20 protein-coding genes are annotated in these 21,506 nt (G+C 74.3%); 11 read left to right on the top strand and 9 right to left on the bottom strand.

Annotation, left to right across the window (positions count from 1 at the left end; translation table 11 throughout):
- The first annotated feature begins 13 nt into the window (after positions 1-13).
- Together ACFVYX_RS20315 and ACFVYX_RS20310 are read left to right on the top strand one after the other, a co-directional pair.
- Positions 14-871: a patatin-like phospholipase family protein gene (locus ACFVYX_RS20315; protein ID WP_389682775.1), complete on the top strand. Its 858-nt coding sequence runs from the start codon at positions 14-16 to the stop codon at positions 869-871.
- A 232-nt stretch (positions 872-1,103) separates the two neighbouring features.
- On the top strand, positions 1,104-1,949 hold the full coding sequence (locus ACFVYX_RS20310; RefSeq protein ID WP_389682774.1) for a spermidine synthase: 846 nt from the start codon (positions 1,104-1,106) through the stop codon (positions 1,947-1,949).
- On the opposite strand, the gene ACFVYX_RS20305 is transcribed toward ACFVYX_RS20310, so the two are convergent.
- Both ACFVYX_RS20305 and ACFVYX_RS20300 read right to left on the bottom strand, forming a co-directional pair.
- Positions 1,911-3,314: an MFS transporter gene (locus ACFVYX_RS20305; RefSeq protein WP_389682773.1), complete on the bottom strand. Its 1,404-nt coding sequence runs from the start codon at positions 3,312-3,314 to the stop codon at positions 1,911-1,913. The genes ACFVYX_RS20310 and ACFVYX_RS20305 overlap by 39 nt on opposite strands.
- Positions 3,315-3,490: 176 nt before the next feature.
- Positions 3,491-4,594, bottom strand: coding sequence for a hypothetical protein (locus ACFVYX_RS20300; protein WP_389682772.1), 1,104 nt, complete (start codon positions 4,592-4,594; stop codon positions 3,491-3,493).
- 157 nt (positions 4,595-4,751) lie between these two features.
- Here ACFVYX_RS20300 and ACFVYX_RS20295 point away from each other — a divergent pair, with 157 nt between their 5' ends.
- Together ACFVYX_RS20295 and ACFVYX_RS20290 are read left to right on the top strand one after the other, a co-directional pair.
- Positions 4,752-5,189, top strand: coding sequence for a DUF4442 domain-containing protein (locus tag ACFVYX_RS20295; protein WP_389682861.1), 438 nt, complete (start codon positions 4,752-4,754; stop codon positions 5,187-5,189).
- Between the two features lie 214 nt (positions 5,190-5,403).
- A complete protein-coding gene (locus ACFVYX_RS20290; RefSeq protein ID WP_389682771.1) occupies positions 5,404-6,063 on the top strand; it encodes a DedA family protein in 660 nt (219 codons plus the stop codon).
- 107 nt (positions 6,064-6,170) lie between these two features.
- Here ACFVYX_RS20290 and ACFVYX_RS20285 read toward each other — a convergent pair whose 3' ends face one another.
- On the bottom strand, positions 6,171-6,698 hold the full coding sequence (locus tag ACFVYX_RS20285; RefSeq protein ID WP_389682770.1) for a gamma carbonic anhydrase family protein: 528 nt from the start codon (positions 6,696-6,698) through the stop codon (positions 6,171-6,173).
- A gap of 132 nt (positions 6,699-6,830) precedes the next feature.
- On the opposite strand from ACFVYX_RS20285, the gene ACFVYX_RS20280 reads away from it, so the two are divergent.
- Entirely contained in the window at positions 6,831-7,598 is a 768-nt protein-coding gene (locus tag ACFVYX_RS20280; protein WP_389682769.1) for an acyltransferase, read from the top strand.
- A gap of 9 nt (positions 7,599-7,607) precedes the next feature.
- On the opposite strand, the gene ACFVYX_RS20275 is transcribed toward ACFVYX_RS20280, so the two are convergent.
- The gene (locus ACFVYX_RS20275; protein WP_389682768.1) at positions 7,608-8,471 is read right to left on the bottom strand and encodes an EamA family transporter; all 864 of its coding nucleotides are present in this window, start codon (positions 8,469-8,471) and stop codon (positions 7,608-7,610) included.
- A 104-nt stretch (positions 8,472-8,575) separates the two neighbouring features.
- Here ACFVYX_RS20275 and ACFVYX_RS20270 point away from each other — a divergent pair, with 104 nt between their 5' ends.
- Both ACFVYX_RS20270 and ACFVYX_RS20265 read left to right on the top strand, forming a co-directional pair.
- Positions 8,576-9,148: a helix-turn-helix domain-containing protein gene (locus tag ACFVYX_RS20270; RefSeq protein ID WP_389682767.1), complete on the top strand. Its 573-nt coding sequence runs from the start codon at positions 8,576-8,578 to the stop codon at positions 9,146-9,148.
- A 44-nt stretch (positions 9,149-9,192) separates the two neighbouring features.
- Positions 9,193-9,756 carry a YbaK/EbsC family protein gene (locus ACFVYX_RS20265; RefSeq protein ID WP_389682766.1) on the top strand — a complete coding sequence of 188 codons (564 nt, stop codon included), beginning with the start codon at positions 9,193-9,195 and terminating at the stop codon, positions 9,754-9,756.
- Positions 9,757-9,837: 81 nt separating this feature from the next.
- Here the strand turns inward: ACFVYX_RS20265 and ACFVYX_RS20260 are convergent, their stop codons facing one another.
- Both ACFVYX_RS20260 and ACFVYX_RS20255 read right to left on the bottom strand, forming a co-directional pair.
- Positions 9,838-10,278 carry a CoA-binding protein gene (locus tag ACFVYX_RS20260; RefSeq protein WP_389682765.1) on the bottom strand — a complete coding sequence of 147 codons (441 nt, stop codon included), beginning with the start codon at positions 10,276-10,278 and terminating at the stop codon, positions 9,838-9,840.
- Positions 10,279-10,377: 99 nt separating this feature from the next.
- Positions 10,378-11,856, bottom strand: a complete 1,479-nt coding sequence (locus ACFVYX_RS20255) for a long-chain fatty acid--CoA ligase (RefSeq protein WP_389682764.1) — start codon at positions 11,854-11,856, stop codon at positions 10,378-10,380.
- Between the two features lie 186 nt (positions 11,857-12,042).
- Here ACFVYX_RS20255 and ACFVYX_RS20250 point away from each other — a divergent pair, with 186 nt between their 5' ends.
- From ACFVYX_RS20250 to ACFVYX_RS20235, 4 genes are all read left to right on the top strand, one after another.
- The gene (locus tag ACFVYX_RS20250) at positions 12,043-13,482 is read left to right on the top strand and encodes a PucR family transcriptional regulator (protein WP_389682763.1); all 1,440 of its coding nucleotides are present in this window, start codon (positions 12,043-12,045) and stop codon (positions 13,480-13,482) included.
- 9 nt (positions 13,483-13,491) lie between these two features.
- Positions 13,492-14,118, top strand: a complete 627-nt coding sequence (locus ACFVYX_RS20245) for a YigZ family protein (protein ID WP_389682762.1) — start codon at positions 13,492-13,494, stop codon at positions 14,116-14,118.
- A 404-nt stretch (positions 14,119-14,522) separates the two neighbouring features.
- On the top strand, positions 14,523-15,692 hold the full coding sequence (locus ACFVYX_RS20240) for an exonuclease SbcCD subunit D (protein WP_389682761.1): 1,170 nt from the start codon (positions 14,523-14,525) through the stop codon (positions 15,690-15,692).
- Complete coding sequence (locus ACFVYX_RS20235) at positions 15,689-18,730, top strand: AAA family ATPase (protein ID WP_389682760.1); 3,042 nt, start codon at positions 15,689-15,691, stop codon at positions 18,728-18,730. Before ACFVYX_RS20240 ends, ACFVYX_RS20235 begins: the two co-directional genes overlap by 4 nt.
- Here the strand turns inward: ACFVYX_RS20235 and ACFVYX_RS20230 are convergent.
- The 3 genes from ACFVYX_RS20230 to ACFVYX_RS20220 all read right to left on the bottom strand — a co-directional run bounded on the left by ACFVYX_RS20230 (position 18,720) and on the right by ACFVYX_RS20220 (position 21,505).
- Positions 18,720-19,169: an Lrp/AsnC family transcriptional regulator gene (locus ACFVYX_RS20230; RefSeq protein WP_389682759.1), complete on the bottom strand. Its 450-nt coding sequence runs from the start codon at positions 19,167-19,169 to the stop codon at positions 18,720-18,722. The genes ACFVYX_RS20235 and ACFVYX_RS20230 overlap by 11 nt on opposite strands.
- A gap of 85 nt (positions 19,170-19,254) precedes the next feature.
- Positions 19,255-20,958: a DUF885 domain-containing protein gene (locus ACFVYX_RS20225; RefSeq protein WP_389682758.1), complete on the bottom strand. Its 1,704-nt coding sequence runs from the start codon at positions 20,956-20,958 to the stop codon at positions 19,255-19,257.
- Between the two features lie 49 nt (positions 20,959-21,007).
- Positions 21,008-21,505, bottom strand: a complete 498-nt coding sequence (locus ACFVYX_RS20220) for an Lrp/AsnC family transcriptional regulator (protein WP_384114980.1) — start codon at positions 21,503-21,505, stop codon at positions 21,008-21,010.
- Position 21,506 lies beyond the last annotated feature (1 nt).

Genomic DNA, 21,506 nt, shown 5'->3' with positions numbered 1-21,506 from the left:
CCAGGATGGGCACATGACGCGTGGTGAGAAGCGGACGGCCCTGGTCCTCGGTGCGGGCGGGCTCGTCGGGGCGGCGTGGGAGACCGGGATCCTGAGGGGCCTCGCCGAGGCCGGGACCGATCTGTCCTGCGCCGACCTGATCGTCGGCAGCTCCGCCGGTGCGGTCGTCGGGGCCCAGCTCGCCTCCGGCGCCGTCACCGTGGAAGGGCTGTACGAACGGCAGCTGAACGGGACGGACTCCGAGCCCGCCGCCCGCCTCGGGATCCCGACCGTGCTGCGGTACGCCGTCGCCGTCCTCACCTCCCGCACCCCGGAGGCGTACGGGCGGAAGGTCGGCCGGCTCGCCCTCACGGCCCGGACCGTCGACGAGGCGGCCCGCCGCGAGACCGTGGCCCGGCGGCTCGACCAGGTCACCGACTGGCCCGGGCGGCGGCTGCTGGTCACCGCCGTCGACGCCGTGAGCGGAGAACTCCACACGTACGACGCCGACAGTGGGATTCCGCTGATCGACGCCGTCACCGCGAGCTGCGCCGTCCCCGGCCTCTGGCCGCCGGCCACGATCGGCGGCCGCCGTTGGATCGACGGAGGGATCCACTCCACGGCCAACGCCCACGTCGCCGCCGGATACGACCGCGTCGTCGTCATCGCCCCCGACGGCCGAGGCAACAAGGTCGTGCTCTCCCCGGCCCGGCAGGGCGCCGACCTCGCGGAGGCGGGCGCGCGCGTCGAGGTGATCACCGCCGACGCCGACGCCCGGAAGGCCTTCGGCCGCAACGCGCTCGACCCGGCCCACCGGGCGACCGCGGCCCGCGCGGGGCACGCCCAGGCCGCGCGGCACGCCGAGGCCGTCGCCGCCGTGTGGACCGGCTGACCCGCCACACCACGGCCCAGGCTGGGCCGCTGCCCACCGCCCCGGCGTAAACGGACCGGCTGACCCCCGCCGCACCACGGCGACGCCGGCTGGAGTCGCTGTGGCCCACCGCCCCGGCGTAAACGGACCGGCTGACCCGCCGCACCACGTCCCAGGCTGGGCCCGCTGCCCACCTCCCCGGCGTAAGCGGACCAGCTGACCCGCCGCACCACCGCCCCGGCACAATGAGAACGTGAACGAGCACATTCCCGTCATCCGCGAGGTCGACCAGGGCACCGCGCGCCTCATGCCCGACGTGGACCGGGAGCGGGCCTGGCTCCTGACGGTCGATGGCGCACCCCAGTCGTACGTCGACCTCGACGACCCGGCGTATCTGGAGTTCGAGTACGCGCTCCGCCTCGCTCACGTCGTCGACGGAGCCGCCGCCGACGGCGCACGGCTCGACGTCCTCCACCTGGGTGGCGGGGGGCTCTCCCTGCCCCGGTACGTCGCCGCGACCCGGCCCGGCTCGCGCCAGGACGTGGTCGAGTCGGACCACGGACTGCTCGCCCTGGTCGCGGAACATCTGCCGCTGCCCCCGGACTCCGGGATCACCGTGCACGCCGCCGACGCCAGGCGGTGGCTGGAAGCCGCGCCCGCCGCCTCGGCCGACCTGGTCGTCGGTGACGTCTTCGGCGGTTCGCGCGTGCCCGCCCACCTGACGTCCGTCGAGTACGCGCGCGAGGTCCGGCGCGTCCTGCGACCCGGCGGGATCTACGCCGCCAACCTGGCCGACGGGGCGCCCTTCCCCTTCCTCCGCTCCCAGCTGGCCACCTTCGCCGCCGTCTTCCCCGAGCTCGCGCTGGTCGCCGAACCGGCCGTACTGCGCGGCCGCCGTTTCGGGAACGCGGTCCTGGTCGCCTCCGGCCGGGAGATCGACACCGCCCGCCTCGCCCGGCGCGCCGCAGGGGACGCCTTCCCCGCGCGCGTGGAGCACGGGGAGACGCTCGGCCGGTTCACAGGAGACGCGGAACCGGTCCTCGACTCCGGGGCCGTCCCCTCACCCGTCCCGCCGGACGGCGCCTTCGGAATCGGCTGAGGCGGGGGCCGCGGCGGGGGCGGAACCAGTCGCGGGAGCGGGGACGGACGCGGTTGCCGACGCCGACGCCGACGCCGACGCCGGGGCCGTTGCCGTTGCCGGGGAAACGATCTCCTTCGTGTGCGGACGCCGGGTGAGGTTCCGTACGTCCGGCACCAGCAGGACCAGAGCGGTGACGAGCACCATCAGGGCCGCCGCCCCCCACAGCGCCTCGCTCCGGCCGAACGCGCTCTCCGCCGGGCCCGCCAGCGCCGTGGTCAGGGGCAGCAGGGCCGTCGAGCCGAACCAGTCGTAGGCCGAGACCCGCGACAGCTTCTCCTCCGGGATCTCCTGGTGCATGGCCGTCATCCACGAGACACCGAAGACCTCGACGGCCACGCCGCTCACGAACATCGCGGCCGTGAGCCCCACCGCGTCGAGGGGCACGGCGAGCGCCGCCGACGGCAGTGCGATCGGGAACACGCACAGCGTCCCCACGAACAGCATCCGGCGCGGCTTCCACCGGGCCATCAGGACGGCGCCCGCGAGCGTTCCCACGCCGTACGCGGCGAGCGCGATGCCCCACGGCCGCGCGCCGCCCAGTTCGGCCCGGGCGACCAGCGGCCCGTACACCGACTCGACCGCGCCGATCAGGCCCACGACGACGGAGAACTGGGCGACGATCGACCACAGCCAGGGCCGGCCGATGAACTCGTGCCAGCCCTCCCGCAGATCGGCGAAGAGGCCGCCGCCGGGAGCGCGTTCGGGGATGCCGCTCACGTCGAGGAAGGCGCGAAGCCCGCCCGCGACGGCGAAGGCGACCGCGTCGATCAGCAGCACCCAGCCGGGGCCTACGAAGGCGACCAGGGCACCGCCGAGGGCGGCGCCGCCGATGGTCGCGCCGTGCATGGCCATCCGGTAGACGGCGAAGGCGCGGCTCGCCTGCTCCCCGCTGACGCTGGCCATCAGCATGCCCTCGGCCGCCGGGTTGAAGAAGGCCTGGCCGGTGCCGCAGAGCGCGGTGAGCACCATCATCTGCCAGATCTGGGGGTCGCCGGTGAGCACCAGGGCGGCGAAGAGGGCCTGCGAGACGCAGTTGAGGGTGTTGGCGGCGACCATCACCCGGTGGCGGGGTACCCGGTCGGCTATGGCGCCGCCGATGAGCAGGAAGAGGACGAGCGGCAGGAAGCGCGCCATCGCCACGAGCCCCACGTCGCCCGCGTCGCCCCCGGACTCGAAGACCGCCCAGGTCGTGGCGATCAGGGCACCGTGCGTACCGAGGTTCGTCACGATGGTGGCGGCGGTGAGGAGGACGTAGTTGCGGCCGGCCCACTCGGGGCGGCGGGAACCCGGCGGGGTACGGCGGGTGGGGGCGGGACTGTTCACCCCGGGACTATCCCTGTCGGTCCGCCCGGATGCCAACCCGATATCCGGACGCCCTGCCCCGGCGACCGCCCGGCGGCCCGCGCGCGTCCGGTCATGGCCTCGACCCGGCGCGCGCGTGGGTCGCGCGCCGGGCCGGACGGGGCCGGTTGGGGCCGGACGGGGCCGGTCCGGAGTCGTCAGGTCGTCGGCGCGAGGCGGACCGTCGAGAGGATCTGACGGATGGTGGCGTCGGGCAGTTCACCCGCGACGTTGTCGGCCGCGTAGAGCACCCAGGTCGAGAAGTCGCCCGCGGTGTTCTTGAAGGTGAAGGCGATCGACTTGCCGTCCGACTCGCACTTGTTGCGCTTCTTGACGCCCGGTGCCGTGGCGGTCGCCATGCTGCCGGTGAGCCCGGACGCCGTCTTGTACGGCACGGGCTTGGTGATCTTGATGGTGTTCTTGGGCATGTGCTGCGCGTATCCGCCCCACACCCACGACGCGGCTTCGCCGCGCGCGGCCTCCGCGGTGTTCTTGGCGCCCTGGCCGCCCTTGGTGCCGGCGGTGCTCAGACCCCAGGTCTCCTTGGTGCCGTTCTTGTCGGTGTCGTACGTGCACCACTCGCCCTTGAAACGCGCCGGCGAGGTCATCGTCATGAGGGGGCTGCCGTCGTTCTTCTTCTCGTCCTCGAAGGCGGTGATCATCCCGGTCTTCAGTACCTCCCACTCGGGCGGTACGTCGAAGAGGGTTCCGTACTTCGGGTTGTAGACGACCTTCCAGCCGGGGATGGTCGGCTGCTGCCCGGCGCCGTCGCGCGGGTTGGCCAGGGACGGGGGAGCGCTCGGCTCCGCCGGGGTGGAGGTCGCCACGGGCGGAGTCGTGCCGCCGGCGGTCGGCTGCTTGTCGTCGTCCTTGTCGAGCACCAGGTATCCGGTGACACCGGCCGCGACGACCACGGCGGTCGCGGCGACGATCGCCACCAGCGTCGTCTGCTTCTTCTTCCCGCCGTCGGGCCCGCCGGGCAGTCCGGGACCCGGCACCGCGTACTGCTGCGGCACGGTCGGCTGCTGGTACGGGTTCGGCTGGCCGTAACCGGGCTGCTGGCCGTACCCCTGCGGGTAGCCGGGCTGCGCGGGCGGCGGCTGCTGCGGGTAGCCGGGCTGCGTCGGCGGCTGCGGGTACCCGGGCTGGGCCGGCGGCTGCTGATACGGGTTCGGCTGCTGGTACCCCGACTGCTGGTAGGGGTTCGGATTCTGGTCCTGCGGGTTCTGCTCGCCCCCGGGCGGCTGCTGTCCTGGCCACATGGCCGCTAACCATAGAGGGGTGCGGGGTCACTCGACCACGCCCGCCCCCCCCGGACCGCCGGGTCACTCGACCACGCCCGCCCCCGGACCGCGGGGCCGCAGGGATGGCCAAGGCAGCTACCCGCGGGTAACATCACGGCTCATGAGCGCAGACCAGATGACCGTCGGCGAGATGCTCGCCGCCACGGTCCCCATGGCCGGGACCCTGAACCTGGAGTTCCTGGAGACCACCGCCGAGCGCGCCGTCGTGCGCCTGCCGGACCAGACCGCCTACCACAACCACGTCGGCGGCCCGCACGCCGGAGCGATGTTCACGCTTGCCGAGTCCGCCAGCGGCGCCATCGTGCTCGCCGCCTTCGGCGACCAGCTGAGCCGCGCGGTGCCGCTCGCCGTCAAGGCCGAGATCGGCTACAAGAAGCTCGCCATGGGCGTCGTGACGGCCACCGCCACCCTGGGGCGCCCCGCCGCCGAGGTCGTCGCCGAGCTCGACGCCGGACAGCGCCCGGAGTTCCCGGTGCGGATCGACATCACCCGCGAGGACGGCGCCGTGACCGGCGAGATGACCGTCGTGTGGACGCTCCGCCCGACGGCCTGATCCCGGCCGGACGCCAGGCCCGGTCCCGGACGCCGCTCGCCGCCCCCGCACCCTCACGGTGCGGGGGCGGCCGCGCTCCCGGCCCCCGGCGCCGAACCGGACTCCCCGCCGTGACCGGGTAGGCTGCCCCGGCGTGCCCGCCGCGGCGCGCGCGGCGCCAGGGCCCCCGACCACGGGCCGGCGCGGCGGTCAGTCGAAACGGGAGGAAGCCGCGTTGCACGTCCAGGAGTGGCTGGAGACGATCCCCGCGGTCGCCGTGTACGTCCTTGTGGGGGTGGTGATCGGGCTGGAGAGCCTGGGCATCCCGCTCCCCGGGGAGATCGTGCTCGTGAGCTCGGCGCTGCTCGCCTCGCAGCACGGCGACATCAACCCGTGGGTGCTCGGCGCCTGCGCCACCGCCGGAGCGATCATCGGTGACTCGATCGGCTACGCGATCGGCCGCAAGGGCGGCAGGCCGCTGCTCGCCTGGCTGGGCGGGAAGTTCCCCAAGCACTTCAGCGAGGCGAACATCGCCCTCGCCGAGCGCTCCTTCCAGAAGTGGGGCATGTGGGCGGTCTTCTTCGGCCGCTTCGTCGCCCTGCTCCGCATCTTCGCGGGGCCGCTCGCGGGCGTCCTGCACATGCCGTACTGGAAGTTCCTCGTCGCCAACGTCTTCGGCGGCATCCTCTGGGCCGGCGGCACCACGGCCGTCATCTACTCGGTCGGGATCGTCGCCGAGGCGTGGCTGAAGCGCTTCTCGTGGCTCGGACTCGTCCTCGCCGTCCTGATCGGTGTCGCCTCGATGCTGATCATCAAGAACCGCGCCAAGAAGGCCGCGGCGGAGCACGCGGAGGCCGCCCAGCCGGCTCCGGAGCCGGTCGCGGTGGCCGACTGACCTCTGGTGGTACACGGAGGAGGGGGGGCGCCCCCCCCCCGGGGGGCCCCCCCTCCTCCGTGTACCGGGGCCGCAGGGCTCAGTCCTCCGTCCCCAGCCCTCGGTTCTCAGTCCTCGAAGGCCTCGGCGTGCGCCTTGGCGAGGTGCAGGTACATCTCGGCGTTCAGCTTGATGCCCGCCTTCTCCTCCTCGGTGAGCGGGCGGCGCACCTTCGCGGGCACTCCGGCGACGAGCGAGCCCGGCGGGATCTCCATCCCCTGAGGGACGAGCGCCTGCGCGGCGACGAGTGAGCCCGCGCCGATCCGGGCGCCGTTGAGGACGGTCGCCCCCATGCCGACGAGGACGTCGTCCTCGATGACACAGCCGTGCACGGTCGCGTTGTGGCCGACGGTCACGCGGGCCCCGATCGAGACGGGGAAGCCGGGGTCGACATGGACCGTGCAGTTGTCCTGGACGTTGGCGTCCTCGCCGATCTCGATGGGGCCGCAGTCCGCCCGCAGCACGGTGTGGTACCAGATGTTGGCGCGGGCGCCGAGCGTCACCTCGCCGAGGACCACGGAGGTGGGGGCGGTGAAGGCGGTCGGGTCGATCAGCGGCTCCTTGCCGCCCACACCCTTGATCAACGCCTCTGTCATGGTTCGCTCCTGATCGTCTGCCGTCGTGTCACACCCGGGGACCGCCCCCGGCCGCACCCTATGCCGTGCTCATGACGGACATCACAGCGCACCGCGGTGATCAGGTACGACGGCGCCGACTACCGTGTCCGAGTGCCCAGGAACAGAAACACGTTCTCCTCCCTCGCCGCCTGGCGGCGCCGGGTCCTCGCCCGCGCCGTGCAGGGCGGCTGGAACTGGGTGCGGGAGGCCGGCTCCGTCACCGCCGAGCACCCGGGGAAGCTGCGCTTCCGCCGCCTCGGCGCGGGCACCCGGCTCGCCTTCCCGCAGGGCACGGTCTTCGGCGAGCGGTGGATCGAGATCGGCGAGTGCTGCATCGTCGCCGAACAGGTCACGCTGACGGCGGGGATGCTGCCGGGCCTCGACCTCGGCACGGACACCGTCCTGACGCTCGGTGACGGGGTGGTCCTTGGCCGGGGCAGCCATGTGATCGCCGACGCGAAGGTGACCATCGGCTCGGACACGTACTGCGGCCCGTACGTCTACATCACCTCGACCAACCACAGCTACGACGACCCGGACGAGCCGGTCGGCCGCCAGTGGCCCCGCTCGGAGCCCGTCACCATCGGCCCCGGCTGCTGGCTCGGCACGGGCGCGGTGATCCTTCCCGGCGCCCGGCTCGGCCGGAACGTGGTCGTCGCGGCGGGCGCGGTCGTACGGGGCGAGGTCCCGGACCACTCGGTCGTGGCGGGCGCCCCGGCCAAGGTCGTCCGGGGCTGGGACCCGGAGAAGGGCTGGCAGCCGCCGCTGCGGACCCCGGCCCCGGTGCCGATCCCGGAGCATGTCACCGCCGCGCAGCTGGAGGCCCTCGCGGCCTGGGAGGCCGGCCGTACGGGGAACTCCGAGGCCGTGACCTCCTGAAGGCCCGCGCTAGCCGGTCGCGAGCAGGACCGTGCCCACCAGGGCGAGGCCCGCGCCCGCGGCCTGGATCGCGCGGAGGCGTTCCTTGAGGAGGCCACGGGCCGCCAGGGCCGTCACCACCGGATAGAGGCTGGCGAGTACGGCGGCGACGGCGACCGGGCCCTGCTGGGCGGCGATCGCGTACGTACCGTTGGCCGCGACGTCCGCGAGGCCGACGAAGGCGAGGGCCGGGAGCGCCGCGCGGACGACCTGCGGGCCGCCCTCGGGCAGGGCCCTGCCGCCGCGCCGCACCGAGACGTAGAGCGCTCCGCCGCCCACCAGGACGTTGGTGACCCGCTGGACGAACAGGGCGAGGAAGAGGCCGGTGACCGTCGTGGAGGCCTCGGCGATGAGCGCCATCACCGACCCGAAGCCGAAGGCCGCGACCAGGGTCAGCAGGACCGCCTGGCGCTGGACGGGCGCCCCGCGCAGCTCCGGTCCGCCGGCGAGGACGACCCCGAGGATCGCCACCCCGATCCCGGCGAACTGGAGGAGTCCGGGCCGGTCGCCGACGAGGAGGCCGACCGAGACGGGCACGACGACGCCGAGCGAGCCGAGGGGGGAGACGACGCCCATGGGGCCGAGCGCGAGCGCCTTGTAGAAGGCGAGCATGGCCGCCGGGCCGACGACACCCGCGCCGACCGCGTACCAGAGCTGCGGTCCCGCCTCCGTCCACGCGCCGGTCGCGAGGACGACGGCGCCGAGGACAAGGACCGCGAGGAGCTGGGAGACCACGACGACCGTGAGGGCGGGGATCCGGCGCGTGAGCAGCCCCCCGCCGAAGTCGGCGAGGCCCCACAGCAGGCTGGTGGCCAGGGCGAACAGGGCGGTCATGGGGCCTCGCAGTCACGGACGGCAGTACAGTGCAATGAACAATCGGGTACACCTCACCGTAGTTCACTGTATTGAACTCTGTCATCCAGAATATTGGACGGAATGTGTCGGACCTCGACCAGCTCACGCAGTCGCTCGCCCGGAACCTGAAGCACTGGCGCAAGGAGCGGAGCTTCACCCTGGACGTCCTCGCCGCACGGTCGGGCGTCAGCCGCGGCATGATCATCCAGATCGAGCAGGCGCGGACCAACCCCAGCGTCGGCACCACCGTGAAGCTGGCCGACGCCCTCGGCGTCTCCATCACGACCCTCCTCGACTACGAGCAGGGCCCCCAGGTCCGGCTCGTCCCGCCGGACCAGGCCGTCCGCATGTGGTCCACCTCCACCGGCAGCCACACCACGCTCCTCGTCGGCACCGAGGCCCGAGGGCCCCTGGAGCTGTGGTCCTGGACCCTCATGCCGGGGGACGGGAGCGCCTCCGACCCGCACCCGGAGGGCACGGTCGAGCTGCTGCACGTCACAGCGGGCGTCCTCACCCTGGTCGTGGACGGAGAGGAACACGTGCTGCCCGCCGGCACCTCCGCCACCTTCGAAGCCAGTACGGCGCACGGCTACCGCAACGACGGGGCCGAGCCCGCCGAGATGACGATGGCCGTCTCCATCCCGCCCGTACGCTGAGACGACCGGCCGCGCGCGGGGCGGCAATTGCTAGCGTGAGCCGCATGCGCGCACCCATCGGAGACTTCGACGACGCCAGGCCCGCCGCCGACTGCCTCGACCTGCTGACCGGCCCGGTCGCCGCCGCCGTCCGCGCCTGGACCGGTCCCGTACCTGCCGACCAGCTGCTGTACGTGGACACCGACCCGGCCATCGCCGACACCGCCGTCTTCGTCGAGCACCACGGGCCCGCGCTGCTCGACTCCTCCGCCAACTGCGTGGTCGTCGTGGGCAGACGGGGTGAGTCGACGACCCTGGCCGCGTGCGTCGTGAGGTCGGCGACCCGGGTCGACGTCAACGGGGTCGTACGCAGGCATCTCGGCGCCCGCAAGGCCTCGTTCGCGCCGATGGACACCGCGACCGGCGAGACCGGCATGGAGTACGGCGGCATCACCCCCGTCGGCCTCCCCGCCGCCTGGCCCCTCCTCGTGGACGCCGCCGTGATCGACCTCCCCTGGGTGCTCGTCGGCAGCGGCCGCCGCCGCGGCAAGCTCATCCTCCCCGGCAAGGCCTTCGCCCAACTCCCCGGCGCGGTGGTCCTGGAGGGCCTGGGCCTGCCGGTCGGCTGAGGAGCCCACGGCCGACGGGCCGGCCGGCCGAGACGCGGGCCGGTCACGGAGACGCGGGCCGCTCAGGGAGAGGCCGGCCGGTCAGCCGAGACGCGGGATCTCGATCGCGGGGCAGCGGTCCATGACCATGTCCAGGCCCGCCGCACGGGTGCGGGCGAAGGCCTGCTCGTCGATCACGTCCAGCTGGAACCAGACCGCCTTGGCGCCGATCGCGACGGCCTCGTCGGCGATGCCGCCCGCCTGCTCGCTGTTGACGAACACGTCGACGACGTCGACCGGGAAGGGGATGTCGGCCAGGGACGCGTAGCCCCGCTCGCCGTGGACGGTCTCCGCCTTCGGGTGGACCGGGACGATCCGCTTCCCGAAGCGCTGGAGGACGGCCGCCACTCCGTACGCGGCCCGCTGCTGGTTCGTGGAGAGGCCCACCACCGCCCATGTGTCGCCCGTGGACGTCAGGATCCGCCGTACCGTCTCCGACGCGGAGTACTCGGTGGGTTCCGTGGTCGTGGTGTCGACGCTCATCGTTTCTGCTGCCTTTCCTCGGCGCGGCCCGTCCTCCCGGTCAACGAGCCGCCCCGCGCCCTGATTCCCGCACGGACGATCACCCCTCCCGTCCGAGCGTCAGACGAGCGCGCGCTTCAGGACCTTGCCCGTCGGGCCCAGCGGCAGCTCCTCGACGAAACGCACGAGCCGCGGGTACTTGTGGCGGCCGAGGCGCTCCCGCGACCAGTCCACGAGCTCCTCCTCGGAGAGCGGGGCGGCGCCCTCACGGCGTACCACCACCGCGCACACCTCCTCGCCCTTCGCCTCGTCGGGGACGCCGATCACCGCGACCTCCGCGACCGAGGGATGGCGCACGAGCACCTCCTCGATCTCGCGCGGATAGACGTTGAAGCCGCCCCGGATGACCAGGTCCTTTTTCCGGTCGACGATCCGCAGGAAGCCGTCCTCGTCCCGTACGCCCAGGTCGCCCGTGCGGAACCAGCCGTCCACGACCGCCGCCGCCGTCGCCTCCGGGTCGTCGAGGTACCCGGCGAAGACGTTGTGCCCGCGCACGACGACCTCGCCGACGGCGCCGTCCGCGAGGAGCACGACCTCCCGGTCGACGGCCGCGTCCGCGATGCCGACCTCGACGCCCCAGACCGGATGCCCGACCGTCCCGGGCCGCCGGCCGATGTGCGGCTGGTTGAACGTCGCCACCGGCGAGGTCTCCGTCAGGCCGTACCCCTCGAGGACCTGCGTGTCGAACGCCTCCTCGAAGCGCTCCAGGACGGCGACCGGCAGCGCCGCCCCGCCCGACACGGCGGCGCGCAGGGCCGCCGGACGCGCGTCCGTGCCGGCCGCCGCCTCCACCAGGGCGTGGTACATCGTCGGTACACCCATGAAGACCGTGACGCCCTCGTCGGCGAGCACCCGGAGGGCCGCGGGGCCGCTGAACCGGGGCAGCAGGACCAGCGTCGCGCCCTGCCGCAGCGTCCCGTTCATCGCGCAGGTCTGGCCGTAGCTGTGGAAGAGCGGCAGACAGCCGAGGACCACGTCGCCCGCGCCGAGCCCGAGGAGGTCCTGCGAGGTCACGGCGGCGTTCATGACGATGTTGAGATGGGTGAGCAGCGCGCCCTTGGGACGGCCCGTCGTCCCGCTCGTGTACAGGACCACGGCGATGTCCGACGGCTCGGCCGGCTCCGCCGCGGCGGGCTGCTCCACCGCGGAGGGCGCCCCCTGGAAGGCGCGCACCCCGGCCGCCCGCGCCGCCTCGTCGGCGACCGCCCACAGCGGCCCGCCGCTCACGATCCCCACCGCGCCGCTGTGCTCAAGGACGTACCGCACCTCGTCGGCGACGAGCAGGGCGTGCACCGGGACGACCGTCGCGCCCGCCGCGAGCGCGCCGTAGTACACGCGCAGGAACTCGATCGTGTTCGGCAGCAGTACGGCCAGCCGGTCGCCCGGCTTCACCCCCGCCTCCCGCAACCCGCCGGCGCAGCGCAGGGCCTCCGTCCACAGCTCCCCGTAGGTGAGCCGGGTCGCGCCCTCGACGACCGCGATCCGGTCGGGGAAGTGGCGGGCGGACTCGCCCAGCACGCCGGCGACGCTCAGTGACATGACACGCTCCAGGGACGCGGAGTCAACAGCTCTGTTGACGATCGGTGACACGGCACAGAATCCGCCGCGACCCCGCCCGGACGCCATGTGCACATGCCCACCATGTGGCCCGCCGAACTGGGCAGCGGCCCCGGCGGCCCGCCCGACCCGTGGCATTCGCCAAATTCCGGCGCTACGGTGCCTGCCATGACGCACAACCCGCCGGCGCCCGGCGACCCCGCGGCCCCGCGCCCCGGCGGACGCCGCACCCCCCCGAGCGGCACCGGCGGCAGCCGGCCACCCCTGGGCGGCTCGGGTGGCGGCCGGCCACCTCTGACCGGCTCCGTCGGGATCCACACCGCCCTGAGCGGATCCGGCGCGCTCCGCCGCTCCCTCGCCACCGCGATGCTCACCGACATCGACCGGCTCACCGACCGCGCCGTCGACGACATCCGCGCCCACTCCGGTACGTACGCCTCCGACGCCCCCGTCACCCGCGAGGACCTCTGGGAGATCTGCCGCGACAACCTGCTGCGCGCCCTGGAGGACTTCGGCGGCCTCCAGGCGACGGGCGGCGACTTCGAATGGGCGGCCCGCGAGACCGGCCGCCGCCGCGCCGAGCAGGGAGTGCCGCTCGACACCGTCCTCCAGGCCTACCGGCGCGGTGGCCGGGTGCTCTGGCAGGTCATGGCCGAGCACCTGCGGGTCAGGGCCGGGCGGGAGTCCGACAGCCGCGACGTCGAGCTCGACATGGCGAGCGGTGTCTGGGAGACCATCGACCGCTACTCGGTCGCCATGGCCGACGCGTACCGGATCGCCCAGCTGGAGCTGCAGAGCCGGCAGGACACCCGGCGCGTCGCGCTCTTCGAGGCGCTGCTCGACGGCCGCGCCGACGACCCCGCCGTCGCCTCGGCCGCCGCGGCCGCGCTCGGCGTCCCCGCGGTCGACCGGTACGTCGTCGTGGTCGCGGCCCAGGACCCGGCCGCTCCGCCGCACCCCGCGCCCGTCCTGGAGGCCCAGGGGCTGTGGTCCTTCTGGCGGCCCCGCTCGGGCCGGTACGCCGGCATCGTCCGGCTGCCCCGCCGTGACGCGCCCGCCGGCCGGCTCCGGGCGGCCGGTCAGGGACCCGACCCCGCCCTGCGTGCCCTCCTCGACGGCCTGGGCGGGCGGACCGGGGCCACCGCCGGTGTCTCCCCGGAGTTCGAGCGCCTCTCCCAGGCGGGCCGCGCCCTGCGACTCGCCGAACAGACCCTCCGCACCCTCCGCGCGGGCAGCGGCGAGGTCGCCGTCTTCGACGACCGGCTCGCCCAGGTGCTGCTCAGCGGGCGCACCGACATCGCCGAGCGGATCGTCACCGTCCACCTCGGGCCGGTGCTCGCCACCGGCGGTGAACGGGCCGCGCTCCTCTCCACGCTTCGGGCCTGGCTCGACCACGGCTGCTCGGCCTCCCGGGCCGCGGACCAGCTCTACTGCCACCGCAACACCGTCCTCAACCGCATCGGGCGCATCGCCGAGCTCACCGGCCGCTCCAGCGAGTCCGGTGAGGCCCGCCTCGGCTGGGCCCTGGCCCTGCGCGCCCTGCCGTACGCGGGCCTGGGAACCGCGGCCGATCCGGCCGCCGGGGAGCGTGACACCGAGGGAACGTAGGCTGGCCGGATGCAGGAGCAGTACCGCACGCTCGCCCGCGAGGGTGTGCACGAGACCGAGATCAACCGCTCGCGCTTCCTCTGCGCGCTCGCGCCCGTCGCCGACGAGCGGGAGGCGCAGGAGTTCGTCGCGCGCATCCGCAGGGAGCACCCGACCGCCACCCACAACTGCTTCGCGTACGTCATCGGAGCCGACGCCTCCGTCCAGAAGGCGAGCGACGACGGCGAGCCCGGCGGTACGGCGGGCGTCCCCATGCTCCAGATGCTGCTGCGCCGCGAGATGCGGTACGTCGCCGCCGTCGTCACCCGCTACTACGGCGGCGTGAAGCTCGGCGCGGGCGGCCTCATCCGTGCCTACGGCGGAGTGGTCGGCGAGGCCCTCGACGCGCTCGGCACGGTGACCAGGCAGCGCTTCCGGCTCGCCACCGTCACCGTCGACCACCAGCGCGCGGGCAAGCTGGAGAACGACCTGCGGGCGACCGGGCGGGCCGTCCGCGAGGTGCGGTACGCCGACGCCGTCACCATCGAGATCGGACTCCCCGACAGTGACGTCCCCGCCTTCCGCGCCTGGCTCGCCGACGCCACGGCGGGCACGGCCTCGTTCGAACCGGGCGGCGAGGCGTACGGCGACGTGTGAGGCTCCACGCGTGAGGTCCGGAGCCTGCCCGCGCGTGACGCCCGGATCGTGAGGCTCCACGCGTGAGGTCCGGAGCCTGCCCGCGCGTGACGCCCGCATCGTGAGGCCCCACGCGTGACGCCGAGTCCCCTCGCGTGACGTCCGACCCCGAGGCCCCGCGCCCGGCGCCGGCGCCCGGGCCCCCGCGCGTGATGCCCGACACGTGACGGGCGCGGGCGGGCCCGCCCCCGACCGGCGCCGCCCGGCCCGTACTCCCGTCGTCCGCCCGCCCGTTGAGCGCGCCGGCACCTCCCACCGGGGAGCGCGTACGGCCCCGACCACCCGCCCCGGCGGGATAGCGTGGAGGCCGCACACGACGGGAACCAGCGGCGAGGAGCGGCGCACATGCGGGGTGGGACGGCATCGTGAGGCTCCTGCACACCTCCGACTGGCATCTCGGCCGGTCCTTCCACCGCGTCGGCCTCCTCGACGCCCAGGCCGCCTTCCTCGACCACCTCGTGGCGACCGTCCACCAGCACCGGGTGGACGCCGTCCTCGTCGCCGGCGACGTCTACGACCGGGCCGTGCCCTCGCTGCCCGCCGTCGAGCTCTTCGACAGCGCACTGCACCGGCTCGCCGGGGCCGGGGTGCCCACCGTGATGATCTCCGGCAACCACGACTCGGCCCGCCGCCTCGGCGTCGGCGCCGGACTCATCGAGCGGGCCGGCATCCACCTCCGTACCGACCCCGCCGGCATCGGCACCCCCGTCGTCCTCGCCGACGAGCACGGCGAGGTCGCCCTCTACGGCCTGCCCTACCTCGAACCCGCCCTCGTCCGGGAACAGCTCGGCGCCGAGAAGGCCGGCCACGAGGCCGTGCTCGCCGCCGCCATGGACCGGGTCCGCGCCGACCTCGCGGGCCGCCCCGCCGGCACCCGCTCCGTCGTGCTCGCCCACGCGTTCGTCGCGGGCGGCGCGCCCAGCGACAGCGAGCGGGACATCACCGTCGGCGGCGTCGCCGCCGTCCCCGCCGGCGTCTTCGACGGCGTCGACTACGTCGCCCTCGGCCACCTCCACGGCAGCCAGACCCTCACCCCGCGCGTGCGGTACTCCGGCTCCCCCCTCGCGTACTCCTTCTCCGAGGCCGACCACCGCAAGACGATGTGGCTGATCGACCTCGGCGCCGACGGAGCCGTCCTCACCTCCGAGCGGCTCGACTGCCCCGTCCCCCGCCCCCTCGCCCGGATCAGGGGACGGCTCGACGACCTCCTCGCCGACCCCGCGCTCACCCCCCACGAGCAGTCCTGGATCGAGGCCACGCTCACCGACCCCGTACGCCCCGCCGACCCCATGGCCCGGCTCACCGGCCGCTTCCCGCACACCCTCAACCTGGTCTTCGACCCCGAGCGGACCGGCGACGACCCCGGCGCCTCCTACGCCCAGCGGCTCAGGGACCGCACCGACCAGCAGATCGCGGAGGACTTCGTGGCCCATGTGCGCGGCGGCGCGGCCCTCGACGGGCCCGAGCGGACGGTCCTGTACGGCGCCTTCGACGACGTCCGGGTCGACACGGCCGAGCGCGAGGTGGGCCGGTGAGGCTGCACCGTCTGGAGATCACCGCGTTCGGCCCCTTCGGCGGAACCCAGACCGTCGACTTCGACGCCCTGTCCTCCGCCGGGCTCTTCCTCCTCCACGGGCCGACCGGCGCCGGCAAGACCTCCGTGCTCGACGCCGTCTGCTTCGCCCTGTACGGAAGCGTGCCCGGCGTCCGGCAGACCCCCGGCCTGTCCCTGCGCAGCGACCACGCCCCCCTCGGCACGTCCACCGAGGTCGTCCTCGAACTGACCGTGGGGGAGCGGCGCCTGGAGATCACCCGGCGGCCCGCCCAGCAGCGCCCCAAGAAGCGCGGTGACGGCTTCACCACCGAGAAGGCGCAGACCTGGCTGCGCGAGTACGACCCGGCCACCGGCACCTGGGCCGGTCTCAGCCGCTCCCACCAGGAGACCGGGGAGGAGATCACCCAGCTCGTCGGCATGAGCCGCGAGCAGTTCTGCCAGGTCGTCCTCCTCCCGCAGGGCGACTTCGCGAAGTTCCTGCGTGCCGACGCCGAGACCCGGGGCAGGCTCCTCGGCCGCCTCTTCGACACCCGGCGCTTCGCCGCCGTCGAGGAGCGCCTCGCCGAACTCCGGCGCGCCGCGCAGCAGCAGGTCGAGGACGGGGACGAGCGGCTGCTCGCCCTCGCCCACCGGGCCGGCCAGGCCGCGGGGGGCCTCGGCGTCGCCCGTACCTCCGTCGAAGGACGGCCCGGCGACCCCGGGCTCGCCGAGGCGATCCTCGGCTGGGCCGCAATCGCCCGTACCGAGGCCCGCGAGGCCGTCGACATCGCGCGCGTACGGCTCGACGCGGCCGAGGCGCGGCAGGGCGCCGCACGTGCCGCGCTCGATGCCGAGAACGACCTCGCCGCCCGCCAGGCCCGGCACGCCGACGCGCTCCTCCGCCAGGAGCGGCTCGCCGCCCGCGCCCCCGAGCGCGAGCGGCTCCAGGCCGCCCTCGACCGCGGCCTCAAGGCGGACCGGGTGGCTCCCGCGCTCGGACTGCGCGAGGACGCCGAGCGCGAGCACGCCACCGCGCGTGCCGCCAGGGAACGCGCGCGCGCCCTGCTGCCCGCCGACCTCGCCGACGCCGGTGCAGAACACCTCTCCGCCCTCGAGAACCGGCTCCGCGAGGAGCTCGGCGGCCTGGAGGCCGCCCGCCGCGCCGAGCGCCGCGCCGCCGCGACGGCCGAGGAGCGTGCCGTCCTCGCGCGCGAGGCGCGCGCCGACGACGACGTCCTCCGCGACGCGGCCGACTGGCTCGCGGGCTGGGAACCGCGGCGCGCCGCCCTCACCGAGCGCGTCGAGGCCGCCAGGGACGCCGCCGCCCGTGCCGAGCACCTCGCGGGCCGCCTCGAACCCGCCCGCCGCCGGCTGGCCGCGGCCCGGCGCCGTGACGCGCTCGCCGAGGACACCCGGGCGGCCGATGAGCGCCTCGCGGCCGCGCGCGAGCGCCGGAACACCTGCCATGAGAACTGGCTCGACGTCAAGTCCCGCCGCCTGGAGGGCATCGCCGCCGAACTCGCGGTCACCCTCACCGACGGCGAGCCCTGCCAGGTCTGCGGCTCCCTCGCCCACCCGGCCCCCGCCCGCACCACCGCCGACCACGTCGACCGCGCCAGCGAGGAAGCCGCCTATGCGGCCTACGCCCGTGCCGAGGAGACCCGTACGGCCGCCGAACGCGACCTCGCCGTCACCCGCGAGTCCTGGTCGACGGCCCGCACCGACGCCCTGGCGGGCAGCGCGGACCCCGAGGCGGCCGAGCCGTCCGTCCGTGAACTCGCCGCGGAGGTCGAGGAGTTGTCCCGGCTCCATGCGGAGGCCCACGCGCTCGCCGGGCAGAGCCACAGCGTGCGTGAGGCCCTCGCGCGGGCCGAGCGGGAGTACGAGGAGCGCGTCGGCGCACAGCGGGAGGCCGAGCGACGGGTCGCCGCACGGACCTCGCGGCGCGAAGCGCTGGAGCGGGAGCAGGCGGCTCTCGACGAGGAACTCGCCCGTGGCCGCGGCGCGTTCGGCAGCGTGGCCGAGCACGCCACCCGTCTGGAGCGGCGGATCGCCCTCCTGGTCGACGCCACCGGAGCCGTACGCTCCGCCGAACTCGCCGCGCAGCGCCTCAAGGAGGCCGACGACCGGCTCGCCGACGCCGCCTACCGCGCGGGCTTCACCACCCCCGCCGAGGCGGCCGCCGCGCTCCTCAGCGAGACCGAGCGGCGGGACCACCAGCACCGGGTGGACGCCTGGCAGGCCGAGGCCGCCGCCGTCGCGGACCGGCTCGCCGAGCCCGGCACCGCGGCGGCGGCCGCCCTCCCGCCCGCCGATCCGGCCACAGCCGAGGCCGCCCACGCGGCGGCCGAACGCGCGCTCCGCGAGGCCGCCTCCGCCCTGGCCGCCGCCCGTGACCGGGCGACGGACCTCGCCGGTCTCTCCCGGCAGGTCCTGACCGAGGTCCACCGCCTGGGGCCGCTCCGCGAGGAGTACGACCGGGTGGCCCGCCTCGCCACCCTCACCGCCGGCACCTCCGCCGAGAACGAGCGCCGGATGCGCCTGGAGTCGTACGTCCTCGCGGCCCGTCTCGAACAGGTCGCCGCCGCGGCTACCGCCCGCCTCCAGCGGATGTCCTCCGGCCGCTACACCCTCGTCCACTCCGACGCGCGCTCCGGCGGCAAGCGGGCAGGGCTCGGCCTGCGCGTCGTCGACGCGTGGACGGGCAACGAGCGCGACACCGCCACGCTCTCCGGCGGCGAGACCTTCTTCGCCTCCCTCGCTCTCGCCCTCGGTCTCGCCGACGTCGTCACCGACGAGGCGGGCGGTGTGCGGCTCGACACCCTCTTCATCGACGAGGGCTTCGGCAGCCTCGACGAGCAGACGCTCGACGAGGTCCTCGACGTCCTCGACTCGCTCCGCGAACGGGACCGCAGCGTCGGCATCGTCAGCCACGTCGGCGACCTGCGCCGCCGGATCCCGGCTCAGCTGGAGGTCGTCAAGGGGCGGCAGGGCTCGGAGGTACGGCTGCGTACCGGAGGGGACGCGCTCAGCGGCTGAGCGAACGCCGGGGCAGCGGCGAGGAGTAGACCACGCTGGTGGTCACCGCGCCCAGCGTGGCGATCTTCCCGGAGATCTCCTCCAGGTGCCGCATCGAGCGGGCGGCGACCTTGAGCACGAAACAGTCGTCGCCGGTGACGTGGTGGGCCTCCAGGACCTCCGGCGTGGTGTCGAGCAGGTCATGGAACGGCTTGTAGTTGCCGTGGGGGTAGCGCAGCCGTACGAACGCGAGGACGGTCAGGCCGAGCCGGTCGTGGTCGACGATCGCCGTGTACCCCGTGATCACCCCCGCCTCTTCGAGGCGCCGCACCCGCTCGGTCACCGCGGACGGCGACATCGCCACGGTGCGGGCGAGCTCGGCGAAGCTGGCGCGGCCCTCGGCCTGGAGGGCTTCGAGAATGCGCCAGTCGGTGGCGTCGGGGGCGTACTCGCCGGTCATGAACGCTCGCTCGTCATGAACGAGGAATAGCAGGGGATTCCCCGGTCGATCAAGTGATCGGCCGGGGAAATCCGCCGCTCACGGTTCAGAGGCGCGAGAGTTCCTCGACCAGGTCGTCGAGGCCCAGCGGACCCTGCGAGAGCGCCGCCATGTGCCAGGCCTTCGCGTCGAAGGCGTCGCCGTGCGCCGCCCGCGCGTTGGCGCGGCCGAGCAGCCAGGCCCGCTCGCCCAGCTTGTAGCCGATGGCCTGGCCCGGCATCGAGAGGTAGCGCGTCATCTCGCTCTCGACGAAGGACGGCGGACGGCTGCTGTGCCGCTGGAAGAACTCCTGGGCGAGCTCCGGGGTCCACCGCTCGCCCGGGCGGAAGAGCGAGTCCTTCGGGATCTCCAGGCCCAGGTGCATGCCGATGTCCACGATGACCCGGCACGCGCGCATCATCTGCCCGTCGAGGTAGCCGAGCCGCCGCTCCGCGTCGGGCAGGAAGCCGAGCTCGTCCATCAGCCGCTCCGCGTAGAGCGCCCAGCCCTCCGAGTTGGCGCTGACCTTGCCGATGGTCGCCTGGTAGCGGGAGAGCCGGTCGGCGACGTGCACCCACTGCGCGATCTGGAGGTGATGGCCGGGAACGCCCTCGTGGTACCAGGTCGACACCAGGTCGTACACCGGGAAGCGGGTCGTGCCGTCCACCGGCAGCCAGGTGCGGCCGGGACGTGAGAAGTCCTCGGACGGGCCGGTGTAGTACGGCGCGGCGGCGCCGCCCGGCGGCGCGATGCGGGACTCCACCCGGCGTACCCGGTCGGCCAGTTCGAAGTGGGTGCCGTCGAGGGCCTCCATGGCCTCGTCCATGAGCCCCTGGAGCCAGACCCGGACCTCCTCCACCCCCTCGATGTGCGTGCCGTGCTCGTCGAGGTGGGCGAGCGCCTCCCAGGGGCCCGCGCCGGGCAGGATCTTCTCGGCCTCTGTCCGCATCTCGCCGAGCAGCCGGTGATACTCGCTCCAGCCGTACGCGTACGCCTGGTCGAGGTCGAGGTCGGTGCCGTTGAAGAAGCGGGTCCAGCGCTGGTAGCGCTCGCGGCCCACGGTGTCGGGGGCGTCCGCGACGGCGGGGGCGTACACGTCCCGCATCCAGTCCCGCAGCGCCGCCACGGCCGCGGAGGCGTCCCGGCCGGCCTTCGTGAGCTCGGCGCGCAGCTCCTCGGGCAGGGTGCCGGGCCCCGCCGTGGCGAACTCCTCGAACCAGCCGGGCTCCCCGCTCTCCGCGCCGGCCCACTCGGTGAGCTGGTCCACGAAGGTGGCGGTGGGACGCGGCCCGCCGCGCAGCCCGCGCTCCAGACCGAGGGCGAGCGAGGAACGGTACCCCTCAAGGGCCGCCGGGACCGCGCGCAGCCGGGCGGCGACCGCCGTCCAGTCGTCCTCGGTCTCCGTCGGCATCACGGTGAAGACGATGCGGACGCTGTGCGCGGGCGAGCGCATGTTGCTGACCGTACGCAGCCCCTCCTCGGCCTCGTGCATGGCGATCTCCGCCGTCAGCCGCTCCCGGAGCAGCCGGGCGCACCGCCGCTCGGCCTCGCTGTCCGCGCCCGGGGCGCGCTCCGCCTCGTCGAGCCGGGCGAGCGTACGGCGGGCGAGGTCGGCCACGGCCCGCTGGCCGGCGGGCGAGAAGTCGGGCAGCAGTCCGGCGCTCTCCTTGACTCCCAGGTACGTACCGGTGATCGGGTCGAGGGCGATGAGTGCGTCGACGTGGTCGTCGGCGACCTGGCGGGGCAGCGGGCTGCTGGAAGTCTCTGGCATGGGGGTCATCCTGGCCTCTCCGGCGGGCCCGCGTCACCCTCGTCGGGCCTCAGTCGGCTGACAAGGAAGGGCCCGTCGAGGGCGGCAGAAGCGGGCCGCACTCCCACTGCTGGAAGATCAGCCGGGTCTCGACGCGGGCCACCTCACGGCGCGAGGTGAACTCGTCTAGCACGAGTCGTTGCAGGTCGGACGGGTCCGCGACGGCCACGTGCACGAGGTAGTCGTCGGGTCCCGTCAGATGGAAGAGCGCACGGGACTCCGGCAGGGCCCGGATCCGGTCGACGAACGGACCGATCAGTTCCCGCCGGTGCGGTCGGACCTGGACGAGGAGAAGCGCTTCGAGCCCACGGCCGAGTTTGGCCGGATCCAGTCGTAGCTGGTGTCCGAGGATGACGCCTGTGCGGCGCAGCCGCGCCACCCGGTCGAGGCAGGTGGACGGTGCCACCCCGACCTCGGCGGCGAGCTCACGATAGGTGGTCCGGGCGTCGTTCTGCAGGAGGCGAAGAATGTGCAGATCGACCGCGTCCAGTACGACAGAATCGGCCATG

Source organism: Streptomyces sp. NPDC058326 (assembly GCF_042879855.1).
GTDB lineage: Bacteria > Actinomycetota > Actinomycetes > Streptomycetales > Streptomycetaceae > Streptomyces.
The sequence above is the reverse complement of the archived record's forward strand: the minus strand, read 5'-3'. Positions and strand labels throughout refer to the sequence as shown.

What these genes read in the sequence shown, in the direction of transcription:
- ACFVYX_RS20300 (WP_389682772.1), bottom strand. Translation starts at nt 4,594, where the DNA reads ATGTGGCCAGGACAGCAGCCGCCCGGGGGCGAGCAGAACCCGCAGGAC.
- ACFVYX_RS20295 (WP_389682861.1), top strand. Translation starts at nt 4,752, where the DNA reads ATGACCGTCGGCGAGATGCTCGCCGCCACGGTCCCCATGGCCGGGACC.
- ACFVYX_RS20255 (WP_389682764.1), bottom strand. Translation starts at nt 11,856, where the DNA reads ATGTCACTGAGCGTCGCCGGCGTGCTGGGCGAGTCCGCCCGCCACTTC.
- ACFVYX_RS20260 (WP_389682765.1), bottom strand. Translation starts at nt 10,278, where the DNA reads ATGAGCGTCGACACCACGACCACGGAACCCACCGAGTACTCCGCGTCG.
- ACFVYX_RS20245 (WP_389682762.1), top strand. Translation starts at nt 13,492, where the DNA reads ATGCAGGAGCAGTACCGCACGCTCGCCCGCGAGGGTGTGCACGAGACC.
- ACFVYX_RS20265 (WP_389682766.1), top strand. Translation starts at nt 9,193, where the DNA reads ATGCGCGCACCCATCGGAGACTTCGACGACGCCAGGCCCGCCGCCGAC.
- ACFVYX_RS20315 (WP_389682775.1), top strand. Translation starts at nt 14, where the DNA reads ATGACGCGTGGTGAGAAGCGGACGGCCCTGGTCCTCGGTGCGGGCGGG.
- ACFVYX_RS20285 (WP_389682770.1), bottom strand. Translation starts at nt 6,698, where the DNA reads ATGACAGAGGCGTTGATCAAGGGTGTGGGCGGCAAGGAGCCGCTGATC.
- ACFVYX_RS20225 (WP_389682758.1), bottom strand. Translation starts at nt 20,958, where the DNA reads ATGCCAGAGACTTCCAGCAGCCCGCTGCCCCGCCAGGTCGCCGACGAC.
- ACFVYX_RS20230 (WP_389682759.1), bottom strand. Translation starts at nt 19,169, where the DNA reads ATGACCGGCGAGTACGCCCCCGACGCCACCGACTGGCGCATTCTCGAA.
- ACFVYX_RS20250 (WP_389682763.1), top strand. Translation starts at nt 12,043, where the DNA reads ATGACGCACAACCCGCCGGCGCCCGGCGACCCCGCGGCCCCGCGCCCC.
- ACFVYX_RS20220 (WP_384114980.1), bottom strand. Translation starts at nt 21,505, where the DNA reads ATGGCCGATTCTGTCGTACTGGACGCGGTCGATCTGCACATTCTTCGC.
- ACFVYX_RS20275 (WP_389682768.1), bottom strand. Translation starts at nt 8,471, where the DNA reads ATGACCGCCCTGTTCGCCCTGGCCACCAGCCTGCTGTGGGGCCTCGCC.